This is a genomic window from Nitratiruptor sp. YY08-10 (genome assembly GCF_016629565.1).
Lineage (GTDB): Bacteria > Campylobacterota > Campylobacteria > Campylobacterales > Nitratiruptoraceae > Nitratiruptor.
Genome location: NZ_AP023057.1, coordinates 1165918 through 1184982 on the forward strand (window position 1 = coordinate 1165918; position 19065 = coordinate 1184982).

Sequence of the window (19065 nt, forward strand, 5' to 3'; positions counted from 1 at the left end):
GTGTATTGAGGGTAGCAGTCGCCTTTACAGGTCCTTCCAACAGCGGTAAAACAACCATTATAGAAAAAGTAGCACAAAAATTGATCAATACATACAAAGTAGCCATTGTCAAAAACGATCCAAAGGATAAAGCACAGTTCGATACAGAGGGGAAAGATAGCTACCGATTTTTTCAAACGGGTGCGGAAGTTGTCGTCACTTCTCCTACAAGGACCACCTATTTTTCCCATAGACGAAAAAGTATTGATGAGATTATAGAGATGATCCATGATTTCGATATTTTGCTCGTTGAAGGGCTCAAATACCTCCCATTGCCGCGAATTGGAGTCTTTCGAGGAGAGCTCGATCCATCCTATTTCGGCTTTATCAAAGCGGTCGCAATAGACCATACCATTGATGCATCCCAAGTCCCTGAACATTTAGATATTTTGGATCTCAACGATACAGACCAGATCATACAGTGGATTTTGAACAACGCACAAGAGGTGTAACATGACAGAGATTATTGAAGCGATACAAAAGAGCGCCATACGGATTGCCCAAACAATCCAAACAACCGATTTTGGATATAGTGACAGTGCGAACGAATCTGGAGATCAACAGCTCAAACTGGATGTACAAAGCGACCTTATCATTGAAGAGCAACTAAGTAAAACAAGCTCCGTAAAAGTATTGGCCAGTGAAGAAAAAAGTGAACCTGTCACGATCAATGAACAAGGAAAATATCTCGTCGGATACGATCCTCTCGATGGCAGCAGTCTTGTAGATGTCAACCTGAGTGTCGGATCCATTTTTGGAATATATGAAAACGGTTTTCATGGAAAAAATTTGAAGGCGGCTGTGTATGTAGTGTATGGTCCAAGAGTGGAGATGGTCATCTCTACGATCAAAGCGGAACGATTTATTTTGCAAAACGGTGCATTTCACTTTATGGAAGAGCTGCAACTTGACAAGAAAGGAAAGCTGAATGCTCCGGGTGGCACCCAACAATATTGGTATCCACACCATAAAGCACTCATAGAAAATCTCTTTTCACAAGGGTACCGTCTTCGATATTCCGGCGGAATGGTTCCTGATTTGCATCAGATTTTAGTCAAAAAGGGAGGGCTGTTCAGCTATCCTGGCACTGAAGACAAACCGAAGGGGAAACTGAGAAAAGTATTTGAAGTGTTTCCTTTTGCCCATGTTTATGAAAAAGCCGGAGGCGAAGCGATCGATGATCAAGGAAACCGTTTACTGGATCTTACAACACAAGCCATACATGATACGACACCCTGCTTTTTTGGTTCACGGTATGAGATAGGAAAAGTGAGAGAATATTATGAAAAATAGAGAGTTGGACCGTTATGAGCAGGCTTTGGAAGAGGCAGCAAAAGAGCTTAAAAAGTGCCAACAAGAAAAACAAACAACAAGCTGCCTTGCATGCAAGGAGATTATCGGTTGCAAAATACGCAATCGATATGTTCAAGCAGTTTATGAAAGTATGAACAAAGGAAAAGGCGGAGGATTTGAATTTTAAGGAGAGTTTATGAAAAAACGTTATATTACTACCCCTATCTATTATGTCAACGATGTACCCCATATTGGCCATGCCTATACAACGATCATTGCAGACAGTGCCGCACGATATTTTCGTCTCAACGGATTTGATACTTTTTTCCTTACCGGAACCGACGAACATGGACAAAAAATAGAAGAGGCTGCAAAAAAACGAGGAAAATCCCCAAAAGAGTACGCCGATGAGATCAGTGCAAAATTTAAAGCTTTGTGGGATGCATTTGAAATCAGTTACGATAAATTCATACGGACAACGGACCCGCAACATATCATAGGTGTGCAAAAAGCTTTTGAAAAGATGTATGAAAAGGGGGATATCTACAAAGGTGAATATGAGGGGCACTACTGTATCAGCTGTGAAGCATTCTTTCCCGAATCACAACTAATCGATGAGGAGTTTTGTCCAGACTGTGGCAAACAAACAAGCATCGTCAAGGAAGAGAGCTATTTTTTCAAACTTTCCAAATATCAAGATAAGCTGTTGGAGCTCTATAGAACCAACGATGCTTTCGTGCTTCCCAAAAACAAAAAGAATGAAGTGATCCGCTTTGTCGAAAGCGGACTTCAGGATCTCTCCATCACCCGTACAAGTTTTGATTGGGGGATCAAACTTCCAGATTCAATCAATGATCCAAAACACGTCATGTATGTGTGGCTTGACGCCCTTTTGAACTATATCACAGCTCTTGGATATGGAAGCGATGAAAAACTGATGTATTACTGGCCAGCAGATTTTCATCTTGTCGGAAAAGATATTCTGCGTTTTCATGCTGTTTACTGGCCGGCTTTTTTAATGAGTCTTGATCTACCGATGCCTCAGCATATCGCAACACACGGTTGGTGGACAAGAAATGGCGAAAAGATGAGCAAATCCAAAGGAAACGTCATCGATCCAAAAAAAGTGGCCGATGCCTATGGACTTGAAAATTTTCGATATTTTTTGCTGCGTGAAGTGCCTTTTGGACAAGATGGCGATTTCAGTCAAAAAGCGTTGATCGATCGAATCAACAACGATCTTGGAAATGATCTGGGCAATCTTCTCAATCGAATCATCGGAATGAGTGGAAAATATTTCGGTTATACTGTCAACAGTAAAGATTTACAGCAATTCCATCAAAAAGAGTTGCAAGAGATCCAATCTATTATCGAAAATCTGGATGCTCTTGTCAACGAAATGAAATGGAACAGATATCTTGAAGAGATCTGGAAGATGCTCCATATTGCCAACAAAGCGATCGATACCTATGCCCCATGGGCTAAAATGAAAGAGGGCAAGGAAAATGAAGCGATGACTCTCATTGCCCTTGTAAGCAATATTCTTGCAAAAGTGGCACTCCTTTTGCATCCAGTCATGCCAAAAACGACCCAAAAAATCGCTGATTCTCTCGGTTTTACCATTGACCCATCCAGTTTTGAAAAATATATTCACCAATCTGCTCTTTTAGAAACATTCACCATCAAAAAAGTTCCTCCACTCTTTCCAAAGATTGAAGAGCCTCTCATGAAAGAGGAAAAAAAAGAGGAAACTCCTCAAAAGCGTGAGGAATACATCACTATAGAGGACTTTTTCAAAGTCTCCATCAAAGTAGGTACTGTCATCAAAGCCGAAGATCTTCCTAAAAGTAAGAAACTTTTGAAATTGCAAGTAGACCTTGGCGAGGAAAGACCAAGACAGATTATTGCAGGCATCAAAGAGTACTACACACCACAAGAACTGGTAGGAAAACAGGTATGTGTTGTAGCCAATCTCAAGCCGGCAAAACTAATGGGCCACATAAGCGAAGGAATGATTTTGGCGGCAAAAGATGAAAAAGGCTTGACGCTTGTAGCACCAATGGAACCAAAAAAAGAGGGAACACCTGTGAAATGAGGCTGCAAAGCATCCTCAGCCTCACCGGTGGGAAACTTCTCAATACACCTCCTATATCAAAATTTAATGCCATATCTACCTCTTTGGAAGAATTGAAAAGAGGTGATCTTTTTGTAGCGCTTTCAAAAAAAGATGTTGATAATGCGATCCAAAAAGGGGCGTACGGCATTTTACACGAAGGTCCTGTTCAAATAAGCGATAGTGAAGCGGCATGGATACGCGTGGATAATTTACAAGAGACTATCATTAGACTTATTCGCTTTTTCATGATACAAAATAGCGTGGACCTCGTATCGTGTGACGAGATATTATTTGAACTTGCAAATACCATCATCCAAGATAAAGATGCAATCATCACTCAAGATTTTTCTACACTCTTGCGAAACATTCAACATGAAAAAGTCAAAGTTGTTCTCCTTCCCGCAGCCTTAGCCAAAAAACTTGCTTTGGATATAATCAAAATCACAGAAAATGAACACTTCAAAATAGTTCAGGAGTATCTTTTCGAAACCAGTTTTATCTTTGAAAACAGATTTTATGAAAGAGTAAGGATATCTCCTTTTTTTCAAAAAGAGTTGGCATATATCCTCGCTATAGCCGCAGAGTATCTTCTCAATATCGATTTTTCAAAAATTGAGCATTTTCAAAAATGTCGACCCTATTTTGTCGATCATCAATTTCAAGAGACGGAATTTGGGAAAAGTGAGCGTGTAATAATTCACGAAATATCTTGTGAGGTCGCCTCGGCATTTTGGGACTACCTGCAAAAAAAAGCTCCATGGAGTACAAAACTGTTTCTTTGCCAAAACCCGAATAGCTGCCAGTGCCAAACTTTTCAATCATTTGATGAAGCACAAAAGATTTTGTATAATTGCTTCTATCATGTGGCACTTGTCCAAGCCGAACAATTCGACATTGATCGGCTGCAACGCAGTCCTCAGACTGCAACACTTTTTTAAGGAGTCTTTGATTGCAAAGTGACAGTTCATCGGAATTTTTAGATTTTGCTGAGGATTATTGGGATATAGCATTTGGTATCTTCTTTGGGATTTTAGCCTACATTCTGCATCTGAACCATTATGATGTACTCTCTGCTGTGGTATCAGCCCTTTCTATCGTAGCACTTTCTGTCACCGTAAGCGAAGTGGCTGAAATTTTAGCGGAACGCTTAGGAGAACCCTACGGAAGTTTCGTCCTGACTTTCAGTGCAGTTGCTGTTGAGATTATCCTTCTTTTTATGATACTTACTGCAGACAACAACACAAGAGCGCTTGAAACCGTCAAAAGTGGTATCATTTCAGCCGTAATCGTAGATATGAACGTTCTATTGGGACTTGCCGTTTTTATCGGGGGGCTCGCATTTGCAGAGCAAGAGCACAATGAAGATACATCCAGTACCTATACGACTATATTATTCATTTCCTCTATCGCACTTTTAGTCCCTAGCCTTTTGGTCTACACGCCTCATGGCGAACAAAAGCTGCTCAAAGCAAGCATCATAATCTCAATAATGCTTTTTACCTATTATTTAATCATTTATGTTTTTCAAACAAAAACCCATTCCCATTTTTTCAAATCCACCGCAAGAAGTAGGATTTTGCGGCTGAAAAAAAGAAAGAAAATTCAAGAAAATGAGGAACATGAAGACGATTATATTTTTGAAAAATTTCCCAACTGGGCAAATCTTATCGTCATTTTTTCATTGATTTTTGCTGTAGGGATTATGGCTGAAATATTCGCTCATGACTCCGCACATGTTTTTCAAAGTTTGGGAATCAATGCGGGACTAGCAGGGCTTATCATCGCTATCATCAGTGTCTCTCCCGAACTTATTACAGCTATCAAGGCAGCAAAGAATGACCAAATCCAAAGAGTTGTCAATATCGCAATGGGAGCTTCAACCGTCTCCATTTTGCTTACAGTTCCAATCCTGATGGGCCTTGCTTACGTCAAAGGTATTCCATTTACTCTCAATTTCAACGCACTGCAAATCGGTGCTTTGCTGTTAACGGTTATTTTGGCTTGGAAAACGACAGACAACGGTGAGACGAACTACATAGAGGGCGTTTCGCATCTCATGTTTTTTGCCTGTTTTGCAGTGATTGCAGCAATGTATTAAAAGGATACATATGAAAAGAAGAACATTCCTACTCACTGGAGCAGTGACAACTGCTGCAATGATGAGCGGATGCAAACGTGAAGAGGTAAAAAATTTTTCCATATCGAAAAAAAGAAAGATAAAAATAAAGCTTGCTACAAGCTGGCCTGCACATTTTCCCATTATGGGAGAAGGCGTAGAGGAGTTTGCAAAAAGAGTTGAACAGGCCAGTGATGGTGAAGTCCAGATTAAAGTCTTTGCCAAAAATCTTTTAGTCCCTGCTTTACAGGTATTTGATGCATGCAGTGCCGGACAGATCGAAGCGTTCCATTCAGGCCCCTACTACTGGAAGGGAAAAAACAGCGCATTCAGCCTGTTTGGCGGTTTTCCTTTCGGTTTTACCTCCACAGAGATGAATGCGTGGATGAATTATGGAAACGGTTTACATCTGTGGAGAAAACTTTATGCAAGATATAATCTCTACCCTCTTATTGGCGGCAATACCGATGTACAGATGGGGGGATGGTTTCGAAAAGAGATTACCTCTTTAAAAGACCTCAAAGGTCTTAAAATGCGTATTCCCGGACTTGGTGGAGAGGTGATGGCAAAACTTGGTATCAACCCTATTTTATTACCAGCTGGTGAAATCTTCACCGCCCTCGATCGTGGTACAATCGACGCCACGGAATGGGTGGGTCCAGCACTCGATATAAAGATGGGGTTTTACAAAGTTGCAAAATATTACTATAGCGGTTTTCATGAGCCTGGAAGTGTTCTTGAGCTCACATTCAATAAAAAATTTTGGGACTCTTTACCAAAGGATATCCAACAGCTTATCGATTCGCTTTCACAAGAACTCAATGCCAAAATGGTCTACAGGTTTCAGCATGAAAACGCTAAAGCTCTTACAAAACTCAAATCTCTTGGCGTAGAACTGAGATCCTGGCCTTCTGAGATTGTGGAGTCTGCTAAAAAAGCCTTGATGGAGGTGATACATGAGCAGTCTCAAAAAAGTGAAGATTTCAAAAAGGTATGGGCAGATATAGAGCCATACTGGATGCAAAATAGAGCGTGGACAAGTTTGGGACTCAAACGGTATCTGGAAATGAGAGATGGATAAAAAGATCGGTTTTTGGGAAGCCTACTCCATTGGCGTAGGAGGTATGATCGGCGGGGGAATATTCGCCGTTCTTGGGCTTACAATACTTTTGGCAAAAGGCGCTGCACCCATCTCCTTTCTATTTGCCGGTATCATCGCCCTCATCACTTCATACTCCTATGCAAAACTTTCCGTCAAATTCCCAAGTGAAGGGGGTACGGTCGAGTTTCTCGTTCAGGGATTTGGCAACTCTCTTTTTAGCGCTTATCTCAATACTTTGCTCCTTGCAAGCTACATTATCATGTTGGCTCTTTACTCCTATGCTTTTGGCAGTTATGCCAATGCGCTATTTTTTGGTCACGAAATTGCAATTTATAAGAAAATATTTATTATTTTCGTTATCGTTTTCTTTACATTTTTAAATTTCCTTGGCGCATACGTTAGTGGCAAAACAGAAGATTTGATGGTTTTTTTGAAAGTCGCCATTTTGCTTCTTTTCAGTATTTTCGGATTTTTTAGTGGCGATTTTTCCAAACTCTCCCCAGATCACTATGAGAGTTTTTTTAAGATTTTAACCGGTGGATTGATCATTTTTTTGGCTTACGAAGGATTCGAGCTCATTGCAAATACTGCCGCCGATATCGAAGAGCCTGAAAAAAATCTGCCAAAAGCCTACTACGCTTCAGTTATTACTACTATCTTTATCTACGTACTTGTAGCTACTGTAGCGGTTGCAAATCTGACGTATGAAGAGGTGCAAAAATATAGCGATTTTGCCCTTGCAGTCGCTGCAAAACCTTTTTTGGGAGATTTTGGTTTCATTCTTATTGGTATCGCAGCGCTTCTCTCAACATCCTCAGCTATCAATGCGACACTCTACGGTGGAGCGAGGGTGAGCTATCTTATCGCTAAAACAGGGGGATTACCTAAAGGGATTACAAAAAAAGTGTGGAAAAATGGTAGCGAAGGACTACTCATATTGGCTCTACTTTCCATCATTTTTGCCACCTTTTTCAATCTTGAAAACATATCTATAGCCGGGAGCCTTGGATTTTTGATCATTTTTGCATCTGTCAATTTTGTCAATTTCAAACTACACCGAGAAACGCATTCAAACCGTTGGATAAGTTTTATAGGATTTGTTTTGAGTATAACTTCCATTTTTGTTCTGATTGGATACAACTATCAGCATAATCCAGAAAATCTCAAATCCTCTTTCCTCGTATTGATAGCCACCTTCCTTTTTGAACTCATCTATAGATCATTGACAAAAGTGCGCCTACAAACATTTATCGATCCAAAACTAAAAAAAAGAGTCACATTTTTGCAGTCACATATGAACTATCTTTTGCCAATTTTTAAGCAAATGAAACACAAATATCAGGATTTACATATATACAAACTTCCTGAAAGTATCTCCAAAATCAATCTACTCTTTGTAAGCAATGCCGACCATAATGCGATACAAAAAGAGTTTTATACAAGGCTCAATAACGAGATTAAACACGACAGCGAACAATTTGTCACACTTCGTATACAAAACAATAATGAGAAAATCCCAAAAAATGCACAAAAAATTATGTAGTCTTATAAGGGATTTTATCTTTTGCACCCGCTTTTTCAAACCCTTTGAGCCGAAGTCGACAGCTGTCACACTCTCCACAAGCCTTCTCTTCGCTTTCGTAGCAGCTCCATGTCTTTTCAAGAGGAACACCGAGAGAGAGACCAAGTTGTACGATATCCTCTTTTTTCATATGAATAAGAGGAGTTTTTATCCGTATATTGGTCTGTGGCCTTGTACCCGCATTGATAGCTGACTCCATTTTTTTGATAAAATCCTCACGACAATCAGGATAACCGCTGCTATCCTCTTCTACAACACCTATATAAAGAGCATTGGCACCCTCTTTTTCTGCGATGGCTGCAGCAATACTTAAAAAAATGCCATTTCTAAAAGGAACATAAGTCACTGGTATACCTGGTTGAATCCCCTCTTTAGGAATAGCGATACTGGTATCGATTAAAGCAGACGCTCCAATCTGTTCAAAAAAGGGGAGATCTATCTCATATGTTTTGGCATTAAGCCCAGCTGCAATAGCACGAAAGGCCTCCAACTCTTTTTGCTCTGTCCTTTGTCCATAGTTGAAATGTACAGCTATTACATCATATCCATCTTTTTTTGCCATATATGCCGTAACGCTGCTATCCATTCCTCCACTCAGTATTACAACCGCTTTCATTACTCCTCTTTTTGAAAAATTTTTAAATGTTTATATTCTATTTTTTTCATAGATGCAATATTACCATCTATATAATCCGTTTTCCCTATAATAAGATATCCCCCTCTCTTGAGCATTTTCTCTAATATGTGCAGAGCTTCCAGTTTTTTCTTTTGATCGAAATAGATAAAAAGATTTCTACACAATATAAAATCATACCGTTTACTGTAGCCATTCATATGAAAAATATTCTTTGAGAAAAAATGCGTATACTCTTTTATCTGTTCTTTTATACAATATTTGTTGTCATTCTTAGTAAAATATTTTTCTATTAAGTTCTTTGGCATATAACGAAACTTTATCTCGGGATAACATCCTTTTTTCGCTTCCATGATAGCTTGTGTACTTATATCTACTGCATCGATGAAAAAATTATCAATTCCATGCTCCAAAAGATAGATTGTCAGTGAATATGGTTCTTCTCCAGTTGCACAAGGGATTGATAATATTGTGTTGCTATTTGGGGTTATATTTTGGGCAATAAATTCAAAATGTTCTATTTCACGGTAAAAAAAACTTAAAGAGACTGTTAAAAAATCAATCAACTGTTGCAAAAGATGTACGTTTTGTCGTACGTCTCGTTGAAACTTCTCACATTCTTGATATCCATAAGTACGAAAAAATTTTTCAATTTTTTTCTGTACAATATCTTCTTTGGAATCAAAAATGATTCCTGTAGTTTGATAAAAGTAGTCTTTTATCTTTTCATAACACTCCATTAGGTCTTAAATTCACCTAAAATTTCTGTCAAATCTTCAATCTGTTTATACAGATGTTCCGTTGCAGTTGCAATCTCTTCTACACTTCTTGCATTTGATGATGATATTGTATTGATTTTTTTAATTTCTTCAATGATATCTTCTATATTTTGTACAATGGATTTGATTTTTTCTGAAGACTCTGTAGACTTTTCAACTCCAATTTTCATAGCATCAGTAACATCTTCTACGTTATTTTCAACTTCTTCAGAGTTTTGCGCTAATGTATTAATATCATCAACATTTTTAGAAATTTTTTCAGTTATTACATTGATTGCGTGAATCAAATTTCCGATTGTCCCATGGATTTCTTCAACATATTTTCGTGATTTTTCTGCTAAATTTCTGACTTCATCAGCAACGACAGCAAAACCTTTTCCCTGTTCACCGGCCCTTGCCGCCTCTATAGCTGCATTGAGTGCTAACAGATTGGTCTGATTGGCAATGTCTTCAATCAGATTCAAAGCTTCTTTTGTCTCATCCGTTGCTTGTACAAGTGCTCTAAGCTCCTCTACAACTCTCTTTTCGTTTTCTGCATTATTTTTCAATGTATGTAAAAGATTATCGATACTCTTTTTTGTTTGATCAAGTTTTTTATTAGCTATTTGCAACTCTTCTTGGGCATTTTCAAGATTTTGCACAGACTCTGTCAATGGAACTTGAACACTACTTGCCTGTTCAGTTGTATTTGCTACTATCTGTGCTTCATCTTCTGCCCGCTTTCCGATTTCCAAGACTGTGGAATTGAGCTCTGCGGCAATAGAAGCATTTTCTTGTGTTGCATTTTTTGCATGTTCTATCGCCACTTTTGTAGATCGTAAGAGTTCATTCACACTATCAACAATCGTTCCAATTTCATCTTCAACTTTAATATTGATCTCTTTAGTCAAATCTTTGGTTTTTGCAATTTCTCGTAATGTATCAGAAATAGTATTTATTTCTCTGATGATATTTCGGCTAATAAAAAATCCAAATAGAAGTTCAAAAATTATTATTGTCAAAGCAAATAAAGAAGATTCAATCATCTCAGTTTTAGCTTTATTTTGTAAAGTTTGAATATCTTTGATTAAACTTTTTTGCATAATCGTTTCAAACTTTTTCATAAGATTGATTTTCTTCGTAATTGTCGTAAACCAATATGTTGGTTCTATATTAAAATTGCCTTCATTTGTTTTTTTGACTGCCACCTGTTCCATTCTTGAAACTTCTTTGATACTTGAACTATTCATTATCTCTCTAAGCTCTCTCACAAGTTTTGGTTCAGCAGTCACTTCAAAAATTTTCAGAAAAGATTGTTGTTCACTTAAAAGTTTCAAGAATTTCTCATACATACCTTTTTGAAAATAATTTTTTGCAAAAACAGCCGAAAGAACGGCTCTCTCTATTCCCATTCGCTCTTTTGCATATAAAAAACTTACATAGGAAATAAGTTTTTTAGCAATCTTTGCATCTGTTGAGATGCTAGCTAAAAGTGCTATGGTATCAAGCAGTTTTCCATTGAGTGCAGTATAGTACCCTATTGCTTTTTTTGGAACAATCTGCATATGATCCACTTGTGAACGAATTTCTGATAAGTTTTTCAAAAAATTTAATGCTTCATCCAACCTTTTTTTTAAAATTTTTTGTTTTTCAATTTCTTGCCGCAATTTTGCAATATTTTGAAGTAAAACACTCTTTTTTTCATCTGTCAAACGCCTCTGTTTTGGTAGCATATCGACAAATTTTTTTCCACCTGAACCCAAGTAACCAGCTGTCATACCTCGCTCTTTTTGCAACTCATGGACAAGATTACTGATATGAATCGCCAAAATTACATCATGAGATAAAATCTGATCTTCCTTATATACTCTATAATCTTTAAGCACCATATTTCCAGATATAATTGCAAGTGCAAATACCGAAATAAAAATAAGAATCAAAATTTTCGTCTTTATTGTTAATTTGTTCAAAAATGTTGTCACCAAAAGCTCCTTAAATCTTTTTGTTATCTAATCTATTTTATAATATCAACGATTAATCACATATTAAGGGAAAATATACAATGCAAAAGCCTCTAATCGAATTTATAAACGAAACAGATTTTCACGATTTTGATCAAAATCTTTTAGAAACAATTACAGCTAGGTTTACAGATAGAAATATAGAGTTGATCATAGTAGATAATAAAAAAATGCAGATATTCAATAAAACATATAGAAATATTGACAAAACTACTGATGTTCTTAGTTTTCCGATGCAAGAAACACCTCATGCTCCCCTTGGATCCATTGTCATAAATGCCGACAAAGTTTTACAAACGGCGCAAGAATTGGGGCATTCTGCAAAAGATGAATTCACGCTTTTATATATCCACGGGCTGCTCCATCTACTGGGCTATGATCATGAAACCGACAATGGAGAGATGCGTGCAATGGAAGAAGAACTCATCATTGAGTATAATCTTCCAAAAAGTTTGATTATTCGAACACAGGAATGAAGGAGTTTGTTTGGATTATATTATCTTCATTATTTCTATGGCTGCCTTGATCAAAGGAGCCGATTTTATTATCAAAGAGTCTGAAAAGATTGCCCTACATTTTGATATTTCCGAATTCGTCATCGGAGCTACGCTCGTTGCTTTAGGCACGAGTCTACCCGAAATGGCTGCTAGTATAGCAGCCAGCTACAACCATAAAAGCGATCTTGCCATATCCAACGTTATAGGAAGTGTCATCATCAATATCACTCTCGTATTGGGCATCGTTTTCCTTTTTGCAAAAAAAGTGGTTCCAAAACGTGATATTTTTCAAAAAGATAGCGCATGGGCACTTTTTCCACTTTTTATGTTCCTAATGGTCTCTTTTGATGGGACAATCTCCTTTGTTGAAGGGCTCTTTTTTCTTGTACTCATGGGAGGGTATCTGCTTTTTCTATCCCAAGAGCCCTCTTTGGTAGCAGAAGAGATAGATGAAGACATCGTCAAAGAAAAATTTGCCTGGATTCCTACGCTGATTCTCCTTTTTGTTGGCTTTGTTATGGTCGTATATGGCGCAGACTTTGCAGTCGGAAGTGCAAGCCGTATCGCAAGATCATTAGGAGTTTCTGAGTGGCTTATAGGGCTGTTTTTAATCGCCTTTGGAACGAGTCTGCCCGAACTTGTTGTAAGTATCGTAGCAGCAATGAACGATAAAGCCGATATGAGCATTGGAAATATTATCGGATCAAATGTGGCAAACTTCAGTGTCGTTCTTGGAAGCGCTGCCCTAGTCAATCCACTTCATATCGACATCCATACCTATGCTTTTGATATCCTTACTGCCATCATCGCATCTGTTATGCTCATCTTTATCACAGCTTCGAAACTCTACAACAAATCCGCTGGTATAGTTCTTTTGGCCACATTGGGGGTATTTATCGTCGCCCATCTGCCTTGAGATATCCAAGCTCAATCAACTTATCATAAATTTTTGAAACAATTGGACCTGCAGCGGATCCTCCGTGTCCGCCATGTTCTACAAGCACCGTCACAACGATTTTCGGATCTTTATATGGTGCATATGTTGTCAACCAGGCATGAGACCTTGAAAAATATTTAAGCTCTTCCTCTTTCATGCGTTTCTTTTCATCTTGAGGAATGGAAACGATCTGAGCCGTACCAGTTTTACCTGCAACAACCACCCTGGTTTTCAGTGCGTGAAATGCCGTCCCGTGTGGTGCATTGCACACCTCATACATTCCTCTTTGCACATATGGCAAAAGCCTCTTTTGCCTTTTTGTCAGCACATCTTCATATTGTGGTTTTACAATATGATCTTGAAACCTTTTCCCAAGATAGGGTTTGGGAAGTTTGGAAGTTGCCAGCAAAGCGGTATACCGGGCAATCTGCATAGGGGTTACAAGATCATACCCCTGACCTATTGCAGAGACAACGGTCTCTCCCGTATACCAAGGCAGATGATATTTTCTCTTTTTCCAATCTTTGTCAGGTATGACTCCGATAAATTCATTGGGCAAATCGATTCCTGTCTTTTTTGAAAAGCCCATTTTTCTCAAATCTTTTGCTATCTTATTGATACCAACTCTCAAACTTCCTTCATAAAAATAGACATCACAACTTTCTCTAATAGCATCGATAAGACGCACTTCCCCATGTCCGGTCAACTTCCAGCATCGAAACTGTCTTTTGCCAAGTTCAATAGCACCACTACAATAAAAGGGCGTATAAGGAGAAATTTTTCCTGTATCCAAAAACGAAAGGGCTACGCCCATTTTGATTGTTGAACCAGGAGGATACAAACCATTCACCAATTTATTTGTGAACGGATGATTGAAATCTGTTATCAAATCACGCCACGCTTTTCTACTGATACCATTGACAAAAAGATTAAGATCGTACTCTGGATAGCTCCCCGCTGCTAAAATCTCTCCATCGGTTTTCATTACAACCACTGCACCGGCTTTGTCATGAAATATCTTTTGGATATCTTTTTGTAAGCGAACATCAATACTGAGGTAGAGATTTCTGTTTTGCACAGGCTTTTTTTCTTCCAAAACGCCTATCTCTTCATTAAATGCTGTTACTTTAAGCTTTTTATATCCAAGTTCTCCCTCAAGATAGTCGTTATAGTATCGCTCGATACCACTTTTGCCGATAATGCCGGTCATTTTTGCAACACGATCTTTTTTTGCCTCCTTTGTATTGGTTCTTGAGACATATCCGATAATGTGAGATGCCACGCTTTTTAGTGGATAGTATCGTTGAAAAGAGGGTTTGATCAAAATATGTTCATAAAAGGAGAGTTTCGTAAAAAAAGGGAGCATTCTTTGATACTCGATAAAAGGAACGACGGTGATGGGATCATGATTGTATGCAGAATTGTATCGTTTGTATCGTTTTTCCATCTTTATTGGATCTTTATCAGGAAAAAAATGGGCAATAGTTTGCATCAATTTTGTTCTTGATGCTTTATCAAGATGGGGATCGAGAAGAATTTTAAAACCGATTTTATTGATAGCAAGAGGAATACCGTTACGGTCATAAATTTCTCCACGAACTGGTAATGTCCATTCCGTTTTGATCATATTCTGTTTCGCCAACGTCTCATAATAGCTGTTTGATTTAATAGCAAGATAATAGACACGCACAAGTAGTAAAGCGATAATTGAGAAGAAGAGAAAAAGAACGATTTTAATCCTCATATAAAACCACCAAAATCAAATCTACAAAATAGTAGTAAACGATGAGATTTGGAAATATTGTGCCATCCATATGTAATGGCGTATGCATAACACGAAGCATAAGAAAAATAGATCCATACAATAAGGTCGTTGCCAACACTTTTTGACAAATTTGGCATAAAATAAATTTTGCAAAAAAACGGACGAAAAGATAGATTATAAAAAATATTCCAAACAGACTTAAAACAGGCAAATTATGATCTATCTCAAAAATATAGATATAGATAGCCCATAGCCACCGCTCCAAATTTGTATCACTGCTGTATATTTTCCAAAACGCCAATGCTAAAAAAGGTGGAAGATAGACGTAAATGGTGGTAAAGGGCTCATATAAAAAGAGAAGAAAGAAAGAAACAACAAGATGTATCAACCAAGATCGATCATCATTGCCACTTCGTTGCATATAGGAAAATGTTTGCATTTTATACAATCTTGCCATATTTTGTGTTCGGGAACATCCTCTTTGTTAATTTCATAAAAACCTATTTTTTGAAAAAACTCTTTATTGTACGTAAGTGAAAGTATCTTTTTGACTTTTAGAAATTTGCCTTCTTTGATCGCCTTTTCAACCAGTGCTTTTCCAATACCTTTTCCTTGATACACTCTTGAAACCACTAAACTTCTGATTTCAGCCAATGTTTTACTATGAATATGCAAAGCCACATATCCTATGATATTCTTGTCGGTCTTTGCAACAGTATATGAACGAATATTTGTAGCTATCTCATCATCGCTTCTTGGAAGAATAATCCCCTCTTTTACATATGGTTCCACCAGCTTTTGCATATCGTCAATATCTAAAAGCGTCGGTTTACAGTAGTGAATCTTTTCCAAATATATGCTCCAAAATTTTGCGTTTTAGCTCTTCTATCCCTTTTTTTGTCACATTAGAAATCAAAAGTGCGTCGGGATATCGCTTTTTTAACGCCGCCAACTCTTTTTGCTTCAATTTATCCGCTTTTGTAAAAACTTCAATAACAATTTGATCTTTTTTTTTGATGCTTTGCAAAAACGCTCTAGTTTGATCATCTATACTCATTGATGGATGTCTCGCATCAATCAGATGAACAAATACTCGAATAGCATCTCTATTGGCCAGAAACTGCGTCAGATGTTTTTGCCACTCATTCTTTAAACTTTTACTGGCTTTCGCATAACCGTAACCTGGCAGATCCACAAACCGAAGAGGAAACCGTTGCTCATCTATTTTGTATTCAACATCAAAAAAGTTAATTAATTTTGTTTTTCCCGGTGTAGCAGAACTTTTTGCAAGATTTTTTCTATCAGTCAAAGCATTCAGTAAAGAACTTTTCCCTACATTGCTTCTTCCAAGAAACGCCACTTCACTCATACTGGCAGGTGGGGCCTGCTTGATTGTCGGCGCAGAAGTTACAAACTTGGAAGCAACGGGACGAATCATTTTTCCTCAATATTCAGGATCATCTTCACAGGTCTCTTTTTTGTTCCTGCTACATTGACTTTTGATGCAATGAGATCGAGATAAATTTTGTCTCCATACACCTCTTTTTTATCCGGATAGGTAACTACATGGACATTGTCAAAAAATTGATATACCTTTTTATTTGGATAATAAACCAGTTTTTTACATTTCCCTTTATACTCTTTATTCTTTTGATCAAAAAGATCAAAACGTACATTATCGATAGCGACAAATTTTATAGGTTTTTTCTGTTTATTAAAATAGACAAAAAGCTTTTCAGCCCACAGTCGATTTTTTCCTCTTTTGACCTGTACATTCCCGAGAAATTTCGATATCAGTTCGTTTTCACTTGCTTCAAATTTCTGTGAAGTAATCTCTATCTCTTGAGCAAACAGGATAAGAGAAACAGACAGTACTAATAAGATCTTTTTCATTCTTCACTCTTTATAATCGCTTTTACTTTCTTTGACCAAATTCTACCAAGTTTTTTATTAACTTTAAGTTCTTTTCCAAAAATCGTATATTTTTGTGACACTATCACAAACGGTGCATCAACGTTCAAAATCTCTTTTTGTATATCATAATGGGCTTTTGAACTTTTCAAAGTATACTCTTTTCCCTGATAAACGATTTTTTCAAAAAGATCGATACTGTTTGTGTCTTGGTGAAATATACCTTTAAGAGCCGTTATCTTTTCCCCATTGCGATGTGCTACCGGTTGTAACACCTCTATCTCTTTTGGTCTTTTGATACCTTTTTTACCATATAAAACAAATGAGCTTCCATCTGTTGCAAAAGAGCGATACAAAAAGTCATAAAAAACCACACTTTCCTGTGTGCTTGGTCGCACCTCATAGGTAAAAGGTTTAAAAAAAATGAACCATATAAAAAGATAACCAACGATGAAGCCTAGAAACAAAAAGTATCGCAATCACTCTCCTATCCAAAAAGAGAGATACTCCTCATACAGTCCCTCCTGTTGAAGCAGATATTCGATCATTTCACGCACAGCACCTTTTCCACCGCCTTTTGACAGGACCACATCTACATTTTCTTTAATAAAATCGATTGCATCTACAGGTGCGAAAGAAAGCCCTGTTAGTTTCAACAATCTATAATCATTCAGATCATCTCCTATTGCAGCAACATTCTCAAGTGGAATAGAAAGTTTTTGACACAATTCAAAAAGCTTCTCTTCTTTACGCTGTACTCGTTGATAGAGATACGGTATACCAAGTTCTTTCGCCCTATACTCTACTATTTTTGATGTTCTTCCTGTAATAATTGCAACTTTTTTCCCAAGTCTCAGCCATTGAACGATCGCAAAACCGTCTTTGACGTTAAAGCTTTTAGCTTCATCCAATGCATTTGTATAGGTGATCGAGCCATCTGTCATGCATCCGTCTACATCGAGCACCAAAAGCTCAATCATAAAACGCCCTTCGTACTCGGCATACCCGCTCTTTTGTCTTCTGCAAGTGCACGTCTAAGAGCAACAGCTAATGCTTTGAAAGAAGCTTCGGCAAGATGGTGCCTGTTTTTGCCTCTTTTTTGGACGATATGGGCAGTTATCCTAGCATTAAAGACAAAAGCTCGGAAAAACTCTTCAATAAGTTCTGCATCAAACCGGCCAATTGTTCCATCAATATCAACCTCATAGACCAAAAAAGGCCTATTGGAAAGGTCTATTGCACACTCTACCGCACTCTCATCCATGACAATCACCGCATCACCAAAACGCTCTTTGTTCTGGATAGGAAAAACAGACTGGTGGAAGGCCTGTCCAAGAACAATCCCAACATCTTCCACGCTGTGGTGGAAATCGACATGAATATCCCCTTTGCAGACAAGATTAATGTCAAAACGTGCATGTTTTGCAAAGGATTCGAGCATGTGATCGAAAAAGCCAATACCAGTTTCAATATTTGCTATACCTGTTCCGTTCACTTCCAATTCAACGACAATATCTGTCTCTTTTGTCTGCCTCTGTATTTTAATCATTTCCATTCCTTATGATGAATGCACCTGGATACAACCCTTGTGCAATGAAATCTCGTGCCTCTTTTTCACTACGAAATCCTGTAAGCCATACCCGATAGAGTGGTAAGCCATCCACATAAAATTTTTTGATCACCGCTTTGTATCTTCCTTGTACCAATATATTGCGATCCCGTGTGATTTTTGCACCTTGATATCGTCTAAACGATCCGATCTGCACTGCAAAATTGTTTAAAACAACCTTTCTTTTCGGGATACCTGGCAAATTTTCCACTTTCCCGCCAAATCCAAGGACCTCCAGTTCTACCGGAGCCGTACCGGTTTTGATCATGTCTATTTTTTTCGCCGCACTGTAAGAAAGATCAATGATTCTATTGCCGACAAATGGACCTCTATCGTTGATGCGTACCACTGTGCTTTTCCCGTTATTGAGATTTGTCACTCGTACCATCGTATTCATAGGAAGTGTCTTATGGGCTGCTGTATACTCATACATGTTATAGGTTTCACCATTACTTGTTTTTTTCCCATGAAAATTTGGACCATACCAACTTGCAATCCCTCGATATTTTGTCCCAACTTCTACGACAGTGGGATAGTACCGCACACCATTAACGACATAGGGACGCATTGTCGCCCGATGCACAGAAGGAGAATTATTGATTTTACCGTAACTGGTATGATAGGTTGTATAGGACAGATTGGAAACACTCTCACCGCACCCTGCAAACAAAAGCATAAAAATGAA

22 protein-coding genes are annotated in these 19065 nt (G+C 38.0%); 10 read left to right on the forward strand and 12 right to left on the reverse strand.

Translation table 11 applies throughout. The features are described from left to right. Nucleotides 1–5: 5 nt before the first annotated feature. Genes mobB through JG735_RS06250 form a run of 8 tightly spaced genes read left to right on the forward strand, consistent with a single transcriptional unit; the run spans nt 6 to nt 8209 of the window. Nucleotides 6–491, forward strand: a complete 486-nt coding sequence (mobB, locus tag JG735_RS06215) for a molybdopterin-guanine dinucleotide biosynthesis protein B (RefSeq protein ID WP_201334218.1) — start codon at nt 6–8, stop codon at nt 489–491. Between the two features lies 1 nt (nt 492). Continuing rightward, nucleotides 493–1332 carry a class 1 fructose-bisphosphatase gene (locus tag JG735_RS06220; RefSeq protein ID WP_201334219.1) on the forward strand — a complete coding sequence of 280 codons (840 nt, stop codon included), beginning with the start codon at nt 493–495 and terminating at the stop codon, nt 1330–1332. Then, nucleotides 1322–1519, forward strand: coding sequence for a hypothetical protein (locus JG735_RS06225; protein ID WP_201334220.1), 198 nt, complete (start codon nt 1322–1324; stop codon nt 1517–1519). Before JG735_RS06220 ends, JG735_RS06225 begins: the two co-directional genes overlap by 11 nt. 9 nt (nt 1520–1528) lie before the next feature. Then, nucleotides 1529–3427, forward strand: a complete 1899-nt coding sequence (metG, locus tag JG735_RS06230; protein WP_201334221.1) for a methionine--tRNA ligase — start codon at nt 1529–1531, stop codon at nt 3425–3427. Continuing rightward, a complete protein-coding gene (locus JG735_RS06235; protein WP_201334222.1) occupies nt 3424–4386 on the forward strand; it encodes a hypothetical protein in 963 nt (320 codons plus the stop codon). Before metG ends, JG735_RS06235 begins: the two co-directional genes overlap by 4 nt. Before the next feature lie 11 nt (nt 4387–4397). Continuing rightward, a complete protein-coding gene (locus tag JG735_RS06240; RefSeq protein ID WP_201334223.1) occupies nt 4398–5546 on the forward strand; it encodes a calcium:proton antiporter in 1149 nt (382 codons plus the stop codon). A 10-nt stretch (nt 5547–5556) separates the two neighbouring features. Further along, nucleotides 5557–6645, forward strand: a complete 1089-nt coding sequence (locus JG735_RS06245) for a TRAP transporter substrate-binding protein (protein ID WP_201334224.1) — start codon at nt 5557–5559, stop codon at nt 6643–6645. Further along, a complete protein-coding gene (locus JG735_RS06250) occupies nt 6638–8209 on the forward strand; it encodes an APC family permease (protein WP_201334225.1) in 1572 nt (523 codons plus the stop codon). Before JG735_RS06245 ends, JG735_RS06250 begins: the two co-directional genes overlap by 8 nt. On the opposite strand, the gene queC is transcribed toward JG735_RS06250, so the two are convergent. From queC to JG735_RS06265, 3 genes are read right to left on the reverse strand one after another with little or no spacing between them, the layout of a single operon-like run. Next, nucleotides 8202–8864, reverse strand: a complete 663-nt coding sequence (gene queC / locus JG735_RS06255; RefSeq protein WP_201334226.1) for a 7-cyano-7-deazaguanine synthase QueC — start codon at nt 8862–8864, stop codon at nt 8202–8204. The genes JG735_RS06250 and queC overlap by 8 nt on opposite strands. Beyond that, nucleotides 8864–9622 carry a protein-glutamate O-methyltransferase CheR gene (locus JG735_RS06260; RefSeq protein ID WP_201334227.1) on the reverse strand — a complete coding sequence of 253 codons (759 nt, stop codon included), beginning with the start codon at nt 9620–9622 and terminating at the stop codon, nt 8864–8866. The genes queC and JG735_RS06260 overlap by 1 nt, the downstream gene beginning before the upstream one ends. Continuing rightward, the gene (locus tag JG735_RS06265; protein WP_201334228.1) at nt 9622–11622 is read right to left on the reverse strand and encodes a methyl-accepting chemotaxis protein; all 2001 of its coding nucleotides are present in this window, start codon (nt 11620–11622) and stop codon (nt 9622–9624) included. The genes JG735_RS06260 and JG735_RS06265 overlap by 1 nt, the downstream gene beginning before the upstream one ends. Nucleotides 11623–11702: 80 nt before the next feature. Between JG735_RS06265 and ybeY the strand changes: the two genes are divergently transcribed. Both ybeY and JG735_RS06275 read left to right on the forward strand, forming a co-directional pair. After that, entirely contained in the window at nt 11703–12137 is a 435-nt protein-coding gene (gene ybeY, locus JG735_RS06270; protein ID WP_201334229.1) for an rRNA maturation RNase YbeY, read from the forward strand. Between the two features lie 10 nt (nt 12138–12147). After that, complete coding sequence (locus JG735_RS06275; protein WP_201334230.1) at nt 12148–13074, forward strand: calcium/sodium antiporter; 927 nt, start codon at nt 12148–12150, stop codon at nt 13072–13074. On the opposite strand, the gene mrdA is transcribed toward JG735_RS06275, so the two are convergent. Genes mrdA through JG735_RS09865 form a run of 9 tightly spaced genes read right to left on the reverse strand, consistent with a single transcriptional unit; the run spans nt 13052 to nt 19056 of the window. Further along, nucleotides 13052–14839, reverse strand: a complete 1788-nt coding sequence (gene mrdA / locus JG735_RS06280) for a penicillin-binding protein 2 (RefSeq protein WP_201334231.1) — start codon at nt 14837–14839, stop codon at nt 13052–13054. The genes JG735_RS06275 and mrdA overlap by 23 nt on opposite strands. After that, on the reverse strand, nt 14829–15299 hold the full coding sequence (locus tag JG735_RS06285; RefSeq protein WP_201334232.1) for a hypothetical protein: 471 nt from the start codon (nt 15297–15299) through the stop codon (nt 14829–14831). The genes mrdA and JG735_RS06285 overlap by 11 nt, the downstream gene beginning before the upstream one ends. After that, complete coding sequence (locus tag JG735_RS06290; protein WP_201335734.1) at nt 15245–15718, reverse strand: N-acetyltransferase; 474 nt, start codon at nt 15716–15718, stop codon at nt 15245–15247. Before JG735_RS06290 ends, JG735_RS06285 begins: the two co-directional genes overlap by 55 nt. Continuing rightward, nucleotides 15690–16298 carry a ribosome biogenesis GTP-binding protein YihA/YsxC gene (gene yihA, locus JG735_RS06295; RefSeq protein WP_201334233.1) on the reverse strand — a complete coding sequence of 203 codons (609 nt, stop codon included), beginning with the start codon at nt 16296–16298 and terminating at the stop codon, nt 15690–15692. Before yihA ends, JG735_RS06290 begins: the two co-directional genes overlap by 29 nt. Then, nucleotides 16295–16753, reverse strand: coding sequence for a lipopolysaccharide transport periplasmic protein LptA (gene lptA, locus JG735_RS06300; RefSeq protein WP_201334234.1), 459 nt, complete (start codon nt 16751–16753; stop codon nt 16295–16297). The genes yihA and lptA overlap by 4 nt, the downstream gene beginning before the upstream one ends. Beyond that, nucleotides 16750–17250: an LPS export ABC transporter periplasmic protein LptC gene (gene lptC / locus JG735_RS06305; protein ID WP_201334235.1), complete on the reverse strand. Its 501-nt coding sequence runs from the start codon at nt 17248–17250 to the stop codon at nt 16750–16752. Before lptC ends, lptA begins: the two co-directional genes overlap by 4 nt. Next, nucleotides 17251–17751, reverse strand: coding sequence for an HAD family hydrolase (locus JG735_RS06310; RefSeq protein WP_201334236.1), 501 nt, complete (start codon nt 17749–17751; stop codon nt 17251–17253). After that, nucleotides 17748–18320: an imidazoleglycerol-phosphate dehydratase HisB gene (gene hisB, locus JG735_RS06315; RefSeq protein ID WP_201334237.1), complete on the reverse strand. Its 573-nt coding sequence runs from the start codon at nt 18318–18320 to the stop codon at nt 17748–17750. The genes JG735_RS06310 and hisB overlap by 4 nt, the downstream gene beginning before the upstream one ends. Further along, nucleotides 18313–19056: a septal ring lytic transglycosylase RlpA family protein gene (locus JG735_RS09865; RefSeq protein ID WP_370583468.1), complete on the reverse strand. Its 744-nt coding sequence runs from the start codon at nt 19054–19056 to the stop codon at nt 18313–18315. Before JG735_RS09865 ends, hisB begins: the two co-directional genes overlap by 8 nt. Between the last annotated feature and the right edge of the window lie 9 nt (nt 19057–19065).

Bases quoted from the DNA above. Each gene is read 5' to 3' on its own strand.
- metG (WP_201334221.1), top strand. From the start codon at position 1,529: ATGAAAAAACGTTATATTACTACCCCTATCTATTATGTCAACGATGTA.
- JG735_RS06310 (WP_201334236.1), bottom strand. From the start codon at position 17,751: ATGATTGAGCTTTTGGTGCTCGATGTAGACGGATGCATGACAGATGGC.
- JG735_RS06245 (WP_201334224.1), top strand. From the start codon at position 5,557: ATGAAAAGAAGAACATTCCTACTCACTGGAGCAGTGACAACTGCTGCA.
- JG735_RS06220 (WP_201334219.1), top strand. From the start codon at position 493: ATGACAGAGATTATTGAAGCGATACAAAAGAGCGCCATACGGATTGCC.
- yihA (WP_201334233.1), bottom strand. From the start codon at position 16,298: ATGATTCGTCCCGTTGCTTCCAAGTTTGTAACTTCTGCGCCGACAATC.
- JG735_RS06285 (WP_201334232.1), bottom strand. From the start codon at position 15,299: ATGCAAACATTTTCCTATATGCAACGAAGTGGCAATGATGATCGATCT.
- mrdA (WP_201334231.1), bottom strand. From the start codon at position 14,839: ATGAGGATTAAAATCGTTCTTTTTCTCTTCTTCTCAATTATCGCTTTA.
- JG735_RS06225 (WP_201334220.1), top strand. From the start codon at position 1,322: ATGAAAAATAGAGAGTTGGACCGTTATGAGCAGGCTTTGGAAGAGGCA.
- ybeY (WP_201334229.1), top strand. From the start codon at position 11,703: ATGCAAAAGCCTCTAATCGAATTTATAAACGAAACAGATTTTCACGAT.
- queC (WP_201334226.1), bottom strand. From the start codon at position 8,864: ATGAAAGCGGTTGTAATACTGAGTGGAGGAATGGATAGCAGCGTTACG.
- JG735_RS09865 (WP_370583468.1), bottom strand. From the start codon at position 19,056: ATGCTTTTGTTTGCAGGGTGCGGTGAGAGTGTTTCCAATCTGTCCTAT.
- lptA (WP_201334234.1), bottom strand. From the start codon at position 16,753: ATGAAAAAGATCTTATTAGTACTGTCTGTTTCTCTTATCCTGTTTGCT.
- hisB (WP_201334237.1), bottom strand. From the start codon at position 18,320: ATGATTAAAATACAGAGGCAGACAAAAGAGACAGATATTGTCGTTGAA.
- JG735_RS06235 (WP_201334222.1), top strand. From the start codon at position 3,424: ATGAGGCTGCAAAGCATCCTCAGCCTCACCGGTGGGAAACTTCTCAAT.
- JG735_RS06260 (WP_201334227.1), bottom strand. From the start codon at position 9,622: ATGGAGTGTTATGAAAAGATAAAAGACTACTTTTATCAAACTACAGGA.
- JG735_RS06250 (WP_201334225.1), top strand. From the start codon at position 6,638: ATGGATAAAAAGATCGGTTTTTGGGAAGCCTACTCCATTGGCGTAGGA.